13 protein-coding genes and 1 pseudogene are annotated in these 11103 nt (G+C 61.4%); 10 read left to right on the forward strand and 4 right to left on the reverse strand.

The features are described 5' to 3' along the window. The 5 genes and pseudogenes from EN749_RS20840 to EN749_RS20860 all read left to right on the forward strand — a co-directional run. Positions 1-270: pseudogene (locus EN749_RS20840) on the forward strand (methylenetetrahydrofolate reductase); the annotation flags it as partial. Between the two features lie 82 nt (positions 271-352). Next, positions 353-1327, forward strand: coding sequence for a methyltetrahydrofolate cobalamin methyltransferase (locus EN749_RS20845; protein WP_013531167.1), 975 nt, complete (start codon positions 353-355; stop codon positions 1325-1327). After that, positions 1278-3428, forward strand: a complete 2151-nt coding sequence (locus EN749_RS20850) for an ASKHA domain-containing protein (protein ID WP_128363872.1) — start codon at positions 1278-1280, stop codon at positions 3426-3428. Before EN749_RS20845 ends, EN749_RS20850 begins: the two co-directional genes overlap by 50 nt. A gap of 188 nt (positions 3429-3616) precedes the next feature. Next, positions 3617-3802 carry a hypothetical protein gene (locus tag EN749_RS20855; protein WP_127258513.1) on the forward strand — a complete coding sequence of 62 codons (186 nt, stop codon included), beginning with the start codon at positions 3617-3619 and terminating at the stop codon, positions 3800-3802. A gap of 232 nt (positions 3803-4034) precedes the next feature. Continuing rightward, positions 4035-4982: an alpha/beta hydrolase gene (locus tag EN749_RS20860; protein ID WP_128287895.1), complete on the forward strand. Its 948-nt coding sequence runs from the start codon at positions 4035-4037 to the stop codon at positions 4980-4982. Positions 4983-5008: 26 nt separating this feature from the next. On the opposite strand, the gene EN749_RS20865 is transcribed toward EN749_RS20860, so the two are convergent. Continuing rightward, positions 5009-5908 (reverse strand): LysR substrate-binding domain-containing protein, encoded by a 900-nt coding sequence (locus EN749_RS20865; protein WP_013531163.1) that lies wholly within the window; start codon positions 5906-5908, stop codon positions 5009-5011. Positions 5909-6126: 218 nt separating this feature from the next. On the opposite strand from EN749_RS20865, the gene EN749_RS20870 reads away from it, so the two are divergent. The 5 genes from EN749_RS20870 to EN749_RS20895 all read left to right on the forward strand — a co-directional run bounded on the left by EN749_RS20870 (position 6127) and on the right by EN749_RS20895 (position 8921). Beyond that, positions 6127-6312 carry a hypothetical protein gene (locus EN749_RS20870; protein ID WP_032930657.1) on the forward strand — a complete coding sequence of 62 codons (186 nt, stop codon included), beginning with the start codon at positions 6127-6129 and terminating at the stop codon, positions 6310-6312. Positions 6313-6650: 338 nt separating this feature from the next. Beyond that, positions 6651-6785, forward strand: a complete 135-nt coding sequence (locus EN749_RS39465; RefSeq protein WP_013531161.1) for a hypothetical protein — start codon at positions 6651-6653, stop codon at positions 6783-6785. Between the two features lie 346 nt (positions 6786-7131). Continuing rightward, on the forward strand, positions 7132-8070 hold the full coding sequence (locus EN749_RS20885; RefSeq protein WP_348625597.1) for a GlxA family transcriptional regulator: 939 nt from the start codon (positions 7132-7134) through the stop codon (positions 8068-8070). A 72-nt stretch (positions 8071-8142) separates the two neighbouring features. Beyond that, positions 8143-8433, forward strand: coding sequence for a DUF1778 domain-containing protein (locus tag EN749_RS20890; protein WP_128287878.1), 291 nt, complete (start codon positions 8143-8145; stop codon positions 8431-8433). Then, positions 8430-8921: a GNAT family N-acetyltransferase gene (locus EN749_RS20895; RefSeq protein WP_128287879.1), complete on the forward strand. Its 492-nt coding sequence runs from the start codon at positions 8430-8432 to the stop codon at positions 8919-8921. Before EN749_RS20890 ends, EN749_RS20895 begins: the two co-directional genes overlap by 4 nt. Before the next feature lie 37 nt (positions 8922-8958). Here EN749_RS20895 and EN749_RS20900 read toward each other — a convergent pair whose 3' ends face one another. The 3 genes from EN749_RS20900 to EN749_RS20910 all read right to left on the reverse strand — a co-directional run. Beyond that, positions 8959-9300, reverse strand: coding sequence for a peptidase inhibitor family I36 protein (locus EN749_RS20900; protein WP_023812325.1), 342 nt, complete (start codon positions 9298-9300; stop codon positions 8959-8961). A gap of 167 nt (positions 9301-9467) precedes the next feature. Then, entirely contained in the window at positions 9468-10316 is an 849-nt protein-coding gene (locus tag EN749_RS20905) for a DUF1194 domain-containing protein (protein ID WP_128363873.1), read from the reverse strand. A 94-nt stretch (positions 10317-10410) separates the two neighbouring features. Further along, positions 10411-11103: glycine cleavage T C-terminal barrel domain-containing protein (locus EN749_RS20910; protein ID WP_145990960.1), on the reverse strand; the 693-nt coding region annotated here is incomplete at its 5' end.

The following is an 11103-nucleotide window of genomic DNA, read 5'->3' on the forward strand; positions in this document are numbered from 1 at the left end:
CAGGACCAGAAAAGGGAAGGCAAGCAGCTCTGCATCGACATCATCAACGAAGTGAAGGAAATATCAGGCGTTTCCGGCGTCCATGTGATGGCCTACCGGCAGGAGGAATATGTCGCCGAGATCGTCGATGAATCGGGCGTGCTGAAGGGCCGCCAGCCGTGGAAACGTGAGATCCGCCGCGACGATCAGCTTGTCGCCGACCGGCTCGACAGCATCTTGCACGACGACATTACCGAAACGCAGGTGGACATGGTGAAGACCGCGCATTGACGGCGCGGACGGCCACCCATTCGCTTGAACGAAACCAGATAACGATATAAAGAAATCTTTATATCACGGCGGAGAGAATTCCATGACCCGTACCATCGTCGCCTCGGCGACACGAGAAATCATCATCGGCTTCGACCAGCCGTTCTGCGTGATCGGTGAACGCATCAACCCGACCGGGCGCAAGAAGCTGGCCGCCGAGATGATCGCGGGCAATTTCGAGACCGTCATCAGGGACGCATTGGAGCAGGCAGCGTGCGGCGCCACCATGCTCGACGTCAACGCCGGCGTTACCTCGGTCAATCCGAACGAGACCGAACCCGGCCTTTTGGTGCAGACGCTGGAGATCGTGCAGGGGCTGGTCGACCTGCCGCTGTCGATCGACAGTTCCGTCACCGCCGCGATCGAAGCCGCACTCAAGGTTGCCAAGGGCCGTCCGCTGGTCAACTCCGTCACCGGTGAGGAAGAAAAGCTCGAAGCCATCCTGCCGCTGGTCAAGAAGTACAACGTGCCGGTCGTCGCCATCTCCAACGACGAGACCGGCATTTCAATGGATCCGGACGTGCGTTTCGCCGTCGCCAAGAAGATCGTCGAGCGCTGCGCCGATTTCGGCATTCCGGCGCATGACGTCGTCGTCGACCCGCTGGTGATGCCGATCGGCGCGCTGGGCGATGCCGGCCGCCAGGTCTTCGCGCTGCTGCGACGCCTGCGCGAAGAGCTCAAGGTCAACACCACCTGTGGCCTGTCCAACATCTCATTCGGCCTGCCGCATCGCCATGGCATCAACGCCGCCTTCATCCCGATGGTGATCGGCGCCGGCATGACCTCGGCGATCATGAACCCGGTGCGGCCGCAGGAGATGGAAGCCGTGCGCGGCGCCAATGTGCTGAACGGCACCGACGAGAACTGCACCAACTGGATCCGCACCTACAAGGATTACAAGCCGGCCGAAGGCGGCCAGGCGGTCGCCGCCCCGACGCAGGTCAATGCGCCGGGCGACGGCGCCGGCAATGGCGGCCGCCGCCGTGGCGGCCGTGAAGCCCGGATGGGCCGAGGATAAGCGCGCAATCGTGAATTCACCTGCAAACATCACCGACCCGCTCGTGCTGTTCATGCCGTCCGGCAAGCGCGGGCGTTTTCCTGTCGGCACGCCCGTGCTAGACGCCGCGCGCCAGCTAGGCGTCTATGTCGAAAGCGTCTGCGGCGGACGCGCCACCTGCGGACGCTGCCAGATCGAAGTGCAGGAAGGCAATTTCGCCAAGCACAAGATCACCTCCTCCAACGACCACATCACGCCCAAGGGCGCCAAGGAAGAGCGCTATGAGCGCGTCCGTGGCCTGCCCGAACGGCGCCGCCTCTCCTGCTCGGCGCAGATTCTCGGCGACCTCGTCATCGACGTGCCGCAGGACACCGTCATCAACGCGCAGACCATCCGCAAGGATGCCGACACCAGGGTGATCGCCCGCGATTCAGCGATCCGCATGTGCTATGTCGAGATCGAAGAACCCGACATGCACAAGCCGCTTGGCGATCTCGACCGGCTGAAGATTGCGCTGATGCACGACTGGGGCCTGAAAAGCCTCGATTTCGATTTTCATCTGCTGCCGCAGGTGCAAGGCATCCTGCGCAAGGGCAACTGGACCGCGACCGCCGCCATCTACAAGGATACCGATTCGGAGACAGCGCGCGTCGTGGCGCTGTGGCCCGGCCTCAAGAACGAAGCCTATGGGCTGGCTTGCGACATCGGCTCGACCACCATCGCCATGCATCTGGTGTCGCTGCTGTCGGGCCGCGTCGCCGCCTCGTCCGGCACGTCGAACCCGCAGATCCGCTTCGGCGAGGATCTGATGAGCCGCGTCTCCTATGTGATGATGAATCCTGACGGCCGCGAAGGCATGACGGTCGCCGTGCGTGAGGCAATCTCCGGGCTGGTCGACAAGGTCTGCGCCGAAGGCAATGTCCAGCGCAACGATATCCTGGACAGCGTCTTCGTCGGCAATCCGATCATGCACCATCTGTTCCTCGGCATCGATCCGACCGAGCTTGGCGGCGCGCCCTTTGCACTGGCCGTTTCGGGCGCTGTGCACATCAAGGCATCCGACATCGGCCTGAAGCTCAACCAGGGCGCCAGGCTCTACATGCTGCCTTGCATCGCCGGCCATGTCGGAGCGGACGCGGCGGCGGTGACGCTGTCGGAAGGCCCGCATCGCCAGGACGAGATGATGCTGATCGTCGATGTCGGCACCAATGCCGAGATCGTGCTCGGCAATCGCCAGCGTGTGGTTGCGGCCTCCTCGCCCACCGGCCCTGCCTTCGAGGGTGCCGAAATCTCCGGCGGCCAGCGCGCAGCACCGGGCGCCATCGAGCGCGTGCGCATCGATCCCGACACGCTGGAACCAAAATACCGCGTCATCGGCTCTGAACTGTGGTCCGACGAGCCGGGCTTCCTGGAGAGCGTGCAGGCGACCGGCGTCACCGGCATATGCGGCTCCGGCATCATCGAAGTGGTGGCGGAGATGTATCTCGCCGGCATCATTTCCGAGGACGGCGTCATCGACGGCGGGCTTTCGGCCCGTTCGCCGCGCGTCACCGCCAACGGCCGCACCTTCTCCTACGTGCTGAAGGAAGGCTCTGCCGCATTGACGGAAGATGGGCCGAAGATCACCATCACCCAGACCGATGTGCGCGCCATTCAGCTTGCCAAGGCAGCGCTTTATGCCGGCACCAAGCTGTTGATGGAAAAGCAGAACACCGAGCATGTCGACCGCATCCATTTCGCCGGCGCTTTCGGCTCCTTCATTGATCCGAAATACGCCATGGTGCTGGGTCTGATCCCAGATTGCGATCTCGACAAGGTTTCGGCAGTCGGCAACGCTGCCGGTGCCGGTGCGCGCATGGCGCTGCTCAACCGCGGCTATCGCCGCGAGATCGAGGACACGGTCAGCAAGATCGAGAAGATCGAGACGGCGCTGGAGCCCAAATTCCAGGAGCATTTCGTCTACGCCATGGCGCTGCCCAACAAGGTCGATCCGTTCCCGAAACTGTCGGCGGCGGTAAAACTGCCGCCGCGCAAGACGGTCAGCGAGGACGGCGTTGCCGGCGACGCCGCTCCGCGACGGCGTTCGCGCGAAGGCCACGCCGCCAGGCGTGGACGGGAATAAGCGGCCGCGCCCAGGTCACGGCCTTTCCAAACTCATTTGCATGCAAATGTTTCCGGATCGCCTGATCCGGAAACCAAAAAGCTGTTTTCGTGAAATTCGCCAGATACATGGCAGGCGCATTCAACCGGCATCGAATGGCAGGCTGGAGATATCTTTCCAGCCGCCGCAACGCTCCAGAGGAGACAACGATGTCAATGCTCGAAAGCCTCGGCCGCTATGGCACGGCCATCAAGAATGCTCACGACCGCAGCAAGGCGCGACGCCTGTTGAACAGCCTGCCGCCCGAAATCCAGAAGGATATCGGCTGGCCGGTATCGCCGCGATCCAGCGAAAAGGCCGCACTTATCAACACGATCTGGAGCGCCGCGCGCTGATGACCTTCGCCGACAAATGCAAATTGCTCGGCATGCGTCGGGGATCTCGCATGTCCCCGGCGACCACCAGCAACCGGCTGCGTGCCGCACTTCTACCACGTCGCTGAGCACCGCGGGGCGGATCACACCACCGTGTAGATACGGCGCAAATCTTGACATTTTCGGCCACGGCACGATCTTCGAAGATAGTGGGGGTTCTCTTAGTCGGCTTTGCCGAAGTTCGTGTATTCGCATGCCAAGTTTGAAAAGCCATGTCGTGTCTTTCGTCCTGCGGCACAGCCGCAAGCAGGCATTTGCCAGTCCGGAAAATTTGCAGCGCTGGATCGCGGCCGCGCGCAAGACCGAGAACCACCGCCCGCCCGCCTCGTTGCATCAGCGTCTCGACATCGAGATGCATACGGTCGATGGCTTCCCCGTCTACGAAATCGCACCCAGGACCGGCGAGCAGAAGCGGATTCTCTACTTGCACGGCGGTGCCTATGTCTTTGAAATCACACCCTATCATTGGCACCTGATCGCCGAGATGGCGGATCGGCTGGGCTACGGGATCACGGTGCCGATCTATCCAATCGCTCCCGAACACGATTTCCATGCCATGTTCGGAATGGTTGGCGATGTCTACCGGCAGATGCTCGCCGAGACGGAAGCCGAAGACATCGTCTTCATGGGCGATTCCGCCGGCGGCAATATGGCTGTGGTGCTGACCATGATGGTCGCCGAAGAAGGACTGCCCCTGCCGTCGCGGCATGTGCTCATTTCGCCGGGTCTCGACGTGTCGCTCACCAACCCCGCAGTGTTCGAGGCGGAACGCAACGACCCTTGGCTGGGCATAGCTGGCGGAAGGGAGGCGATTCGCCTGTACAGTGCCGGCATCGATCCCAGCGACTGGCACATCAGCCCGGTCTATGGAGATTTGTCCGTGCTGCCAAGAACGCTGCTTTTGACCGGCTCGCGCGATCTTTTGACTCCCGACAATTTGATCTTCGCCGACAAAGCCCGCGCAGCCGGCGTTGAAATCGATCTTGTCTATGAGGAAGGCATGTTCCACGTCTGGCCGCTGATTGACATGCCGGAAGCCCGGCGCGCCCGCGAGCGCATCGTCGCCTTTCTCGGGGAGAGCCGGATCGTGCACGATACGAGAGTAAGGCCTGAACAGCGCCCCGCCGAAGCGGCGGAGTAGCTTTATACTATCGTCCTACCAGCCGGTCAGAACTTGCCGGTTTCCCGGAAGACTTCGAAAGTCGCGCGGATGTGGTCGGCAACGGCCTTGACCGGGGCACTGGCATCCGGCGCCACCACCATTGCCAGATTGTAGGTCCCGATGTCGGGCATGCCGTCCTTCGGGCAGAGTTCGACCATGTCATTGCCGAGGAACGACTTCGGCAATGGCGCCACGGCGAGATCGGACATGATCGCGGCGCGCTGGCCGGCCGTGTGTGCGCTCATATAGGCGATGCGGTAGTTGCGGCCCTCGCGGCCAAGCGCATCGAGCGCGCCGGCACGCCAGGCGCAGCCCTCTTCCCACAGCGATACCGGCAGCGGCTCGCGCAGATGCGCGCAACCGCCCTTGGCACCGGCCCAGACGATCGGCTCGGTCAGCAGCACCTCGGCGCCGAGCGCGCTGGTCTTGTAGGAATTGGTCAGCAGCGTGATGTCGAGCGCCCGGTCGTCCATGCGCCGGCGCAGATTGCTGCTCTGGTCGATGGTGACGTCGACGGCGATCGACGGATGCGACTGCGCGAAACGCTTCAACACATGCGGCAGCACGCGCTCACCGTAATCGTCCGGCGAGCCAAGCCGCACCACACCGACAATCTCGGGAATGATGAACTTCGACACCACCTCGCGATTGATGGACAGCAGCCGGCGGGCATAGCCGAGCAGCATCTCGCCGTCCGTCGTCAGCGACACCGAGCGAGCGTCGCGCGCGAACACGGAGCGGCCGAGAATGTCCTCGAGCTTCTTGATCTGCATGGAAACGGCTGACGGCGTGCGGAACACGGCATTGGCGGCGGTGGTGAAGCTGCCGGTCTCGGCAATCGCCACGAACGTGCGCAAAACATCGAGATCGAGCAGCGGCAGCGGATGATTGAGCGGGGCGTTCATGGCAACCGACCTTCAATTTTTCTGATACAAAACATCATTCCATTTCGTTTGATTGAACATCAGATTGGGAGGATAGTCAACTCCATCGAAGCAGTAGCTGCCACAAGCAGCCATGAAACGACCTCGACACAGACCTGCATTCGACACGAAATGAAGTTGAAACAAACCCGCAGTAGCCAACTCGCTGTCTGGCACTCGCCAACCCAAAGGAGAAAGAGATGTCTATCCTGTCGTCCCTTGGTCGCATCGCGACCGAATTCAGCGCGGCGCGCGCCCGCTACCAGACTGAACGCGCTATCCGCTCCCTGCCGATCGAACTGCAGAAGGACATCGGCTGGCCTGAAGCTTCCGATACCAAGACCGGTACTCGCAACGGCGTCGGATCCTGGGCTGGAGCAAAGTAGATCGTGTGTACCATGTGCTGAAGGCCTGCCGCGCAAACCGCCCGGCAGGCCTTCTCTATTTTATTTGCACTCAAATGAATTTTTAGAGCCATGTTTCCAGCGCATGACGCATATGAGAAAGCCGCATAGCAGCCCTCTTTTCAATTAATCCCTTGTAAATAATCGTAAATTTTGGGCACCTTGCCCAAATCTGTCGCAACCGATGTCGCATTTCATATCAAGCGCTTCGCTTTTGCGATTTAGTTTCTGCTTACACAAGCCTATATCGGCGCCAGCAAACGAGCTGCCCCACTCCATCAAGCGAAGGCGACCCGTCTGAGCAACAAATGGAGATGATTATGAAGCTTTTTGCACGCCTCTTTGCCCGCCGCGAAATGAACCTGACCACCGCTCTCGAGCGTCAGCGTCTCGCCAACACTATGCCCGGCCAGACCGGCGCCATGAATGCGGCGCGCCTCGGCTTCGTCGCCTGAAGATTTTTAGGGGCAGCGCATCCCTGCCGCTGCTTTAAAACTGTAACGCCGCCTGGCTCCAGCCAAGGCGGCGTTTTTGTTTTGCGCGCAGACTGTACGTTGCCCGTTGCTTGAACAGTTCACGTCACTTCTAGGGCTCGCTGCACGCCGATTGCCCATTTGCGACCCATGTCGCAAATTTAATCTTGTCGTAGCGGCGTAGCCGATTGACAGACATGGTTTTTCCTGATGTCGCTATGCTATTCGCGACATCCTGTTCGCGCCGTGGCTGTGTGAGGTTCCCTTGAACGCCGTAAAGCATCCGATCAAGCGATCGTTTGTATTCTTCCTTATTCCCGATTTCACCATGATCGCTTTTGCAACCGCGCTCGACCCGCTGCGCTCGGCCAATCGCATGCTCGGCTACGAGGCCTATCGCTGGCGCCTCGCCAGCATCGACGGCAAGCCGGTGCGCGCCTCGAACGGGGTCGAATGCGCGGTCAACACCTCGCTCGAGGACGAGCGCAAGAAGATGGCAGGCCCCGACCGGCCGAACATGGCCATCGTCTGCAGCGGCATCAATGTCGAGCGCTATCAGAACAAGTCCGCCTTCGCCTGGCTGCGCGAGGAATACAATCGCGGCGTCGCCGTCGGCGGCCTGTGCACCGGCGCGCATATCCTCGCCGCCGCCGGGCTTCTGTCCAACAAGCGCTGCGCCATCCACTGGGAGAACCTGCCGGGCTTTTCCGAAGCGTTCCCGAAGGCCAACGTCTTTGCCGACCTCTTCGAGATCGACCAGAACATCTACACCTGCGCCGGTGGCACCGCCGCACTCGACATGATGCTGAAGCTGATCGGCGACGACTTTGACGAGAACCTCGTCAACCGCGTCTGCGAGCAGGTGCTGACCGACCGCGTGCGCAGCCCCACCGACCGCCAGCGCCTGCCACTTCGCGCCCGCCTCGGCGTCCAGAACTCGAAAGTGCTGACCATCATCGAACTGATGGAGGGCAATCTGTCGGAGCCGCTGTCACTGATCGAGATCGCCGACCATGTCGACCTGTCGCGCCGCCAGATCGAACGGCTGTTCCGCACCGAGATGGGCCGCTCCCCCGCCCGCTATTATCTGGAAATCCGGCTCGACCGCGCCCGACATCTGCTGATCCAGTCGTCGATGCCGGTGGTCGAGGTGGCGGTCGCCTGCGGCTTCGTCTCGGCCTCGCATTTCTCCAAATGCTACCGAGAACTCTACGCCCGCTCGCCGCAACAGGAGCGCGTCGACCGCAAGCAGCTGCTGGCGGCGTGATCCGATACGCCTTAGAGAATTGTCATGACATTGTCTGGCAAAATGTGATATCCTTATGTCGAAAGGTGTCACATGACCACGAGAACGACTCGATCCGAAAAACTGGACTTGCGTCTTACCGTCGAGGCAAAGCGGACGCTCGCGACCGCAGCCGCCGTTGAACGCCGTTCGCTGAGTGATTTTGTCCTTGAAAGTGCACTTGGGCGCGCCGAGGAAACACTGGCGGACCGACACAGCTTCTCCCTCGACGCAGAAAAATGGGCTGCGTTCATGGCGGCGCTGGATGCCCCCACGCGAGATCTTCCGCGCCTGAAGCGCCTGCTGAGTAAACCGAGCATCTTTTCCGGCCGCGATCCAGCGTGAGCCGGTTTCGTATCGAGAAACTGGCTCGCACGCATCTGGTGGATGTGTTCGATTGCGGCGAACTGCCGCTCAATAGGTTTCTCGCCAGGTACGCACTTCAAAACCAGCAAGCAAATGCTTCGCAAACCTATATTGGTCTCTCCGGCGAAGATGTGGTCGGCTTCTATACGCTCGTGGTTGGTGAAGTCGCCTATGATGGTGCGCCCGAGCGGTTGACGAAAGGCCTTGCGCGCCATCCGGTTCCGATAATGCTGCTGGCGCGTCTCGCGGTCAGCCTGAACTGGCAGGGCAAAGGCGTTGGCCGCGGAATGCTGCGCGATGCCATCCTGCGCAGCCTGCAGGCGGCTGACATTGCAGGCATCCGCGCGGTGACCGTACATGCCAAGGATCACAACGCCCGCGCCTTTTACGAGCGTTATGGTTTCATTCAATCCCCAACCGACCCGCTACACCTCTATGTGCTTGTAAAGGATTTACGGAACCTTTGAGGCACACGTAACCGGTCTGCGTTCCGCCGCCTGAACCTCAGTAGTCGTCGCAGGTGCATTCCGCCGAGGAGATACGGTCGTTCCAGTCACTGCCGCCCAAATTGCGGATCCTGCGCGTGATCTCGATCGAGCGGCCGCCCATCCGAGAATCCTCATAGGCCACGAGCGTGCAGCCGCGGCGAACGATCACCGACGACACACGGTCATTCCAAAACTGGCCGCCACGAAAATTTACGGAATCCTCGGCGCCCATGCCGATGGACCGCCCGCGAAAATTCCCGTTCTCGAACATGATGCAGGCAGCCTGGTTGTATTGGGCGCTGGCGACGTCGGCATAAAGCACAGACGCGACTGCGGTCAGGATGGCAAGACGTCTCATCGGTGTTTCCTCGGTTTGGCCGCGCTCCTGGCTGGATCACGCGGCCCGCCCAGTTTGCCACTGCTTCGGTAGCGGAGGCAAGCCTGGAGCGTAAGCCCGAACAGGTAGGCAGCGGGGCAAGAATGGGACCCGGTTCGGCCAAAGATCACGCTCAACGGAGAAGAGCTTTAGCGGCTGTCGAACATCCAACTGCGGTTTCGCCACATTTTCTCACCGACCAGACAGTCGGTGGTGGACCTCTCCTGCGCCAATATCACCGGCGGATGCGCGGCCTCTTCCGCCGCCCATTGCGGCGAGGCCGGACCGGCGAGTTCCAGCACCAGTTTGCGACGGATGGCTTCGGGAAACTGCGTCCAGTCATTGACCGGGATCATGAAGGCTCCGGGACCGCCAATGACGCAGTCGCTGTAGTAGCGATCGAGATTGCTGACGTCGTAGGCGCCGGAAAAACCGCCTCGCGTCATCAGCGGCAAGCCGTTGATGACGATGCCTTGCTTGATCAGCCCGTCGCGGGTCAGATTGACCGGCGCACCCTGGTTGTTGGGGCCGTCGCCCGAAATGTCGATGACCCGCTTCGTGCCCCGGTAGCCGCTTTCGGCAAACAGGTCGTTGCCGAACTCCAGCGCTCCGGAGATCGAGGTGCGCCGCGCGCTATTGGGCGGCTGCGCCGACAACTGCGCAACCACGCGCTCGGCGTCGGTGCGGCTGGCGATCACCGTCCACGGCACGATGACGCGCTGCCAGGTGGTGCCGGCCCATTCGACATAGGTGACGGCGATCTTGCCATAAGCGCCATCGGCAATGGCTTGCAGCACATTGTCGTGCGTCAGCGCCGCCGCGTAGCCATGACGCTGGATCTCGAGTTCGTCCGGTGACATCGACAGCGAGACATCGACGGCCAGCACCAGCTCGACATCGACGGGCTCGTCAGCAAGGGACGCCGGCGCAAACCAAAGCGTCAGCGCGAACGCGGCACAGCCCGAAAGCATATGTCTAGCACAGGCAAAAGCAGACATTCCACAAGGGTAAGCGAAAACCGCCGGCTTAAAAAGAGAAAAGCCCGGCCGATGGCCAGGCTTTTGCCTTCATGCCCTTTGCGCCCGCCAGCAATCAACTGCGCGGCTTCAAATTCTCCGGATCGTAGAGCGGCTTGTAGCCAACGGCGGCGACTTCGACTGGATAGGTCTCGCCGAAATACTCGATCGTGAGCTTGCGGCCTTCCTGGGCGTACGCCCACGGCAAATAGGCAAGACCGATATTCTTGCCGACGGTCGGCCCGTACGCCATCGAGGTGGTGAAGGACCGGCGGCCGAGTTCGTCGACCAGCGTTTCGCCGGTCTTCGGGTCCATCACCGGCATCGTGCCGACCGGATAGCGGGCCACACCCTTCGAGTCGACATTCTCGGTCATCACCAGCGTGCACAGCATGGCCGGCTGGTGCTCGCGGGCGCGATATTCGACATGCTTGGCCTTGCCGCAGAAATCGTTCTCCTTGACCTTCGGACGCGCAAGATCGGCTTCGAGCAGATTGTACTCGGTCAAAAGGTCGGCGTTCTGCAGCCGCAGGCTCTTTTCCATGCGGCGCGTGTTGGCATAGGTCTCAACGCCGAAGGGCATCACGCCGGTCGAGCGCAAGGCGTCCCAGACGGCCAGGCCGTCCTCGTAGCGCATGTGCAGCTCCCAGCCCTGCTCGCCGACATAGGAGATGCGGAAAGCGGTGACATCCTTGCCGCCGATCCGGACCGGCTTGATTGCCGCGAATGGGAAGTTCTCAACAGAGAGCCCGTCCGGATTTTCGGCCAC

The sequence above is a fragment of the Mesorhizobium sp. M7A.F.Ca.ET.027.02.1.1 genome (assembly GCF_004022985.1).
Lineage (GTDB): Bacteria > Pseudomonadota > Alphaproteobacteria > Rhizobiales > Rhizobiaceae > Mesorhizobium.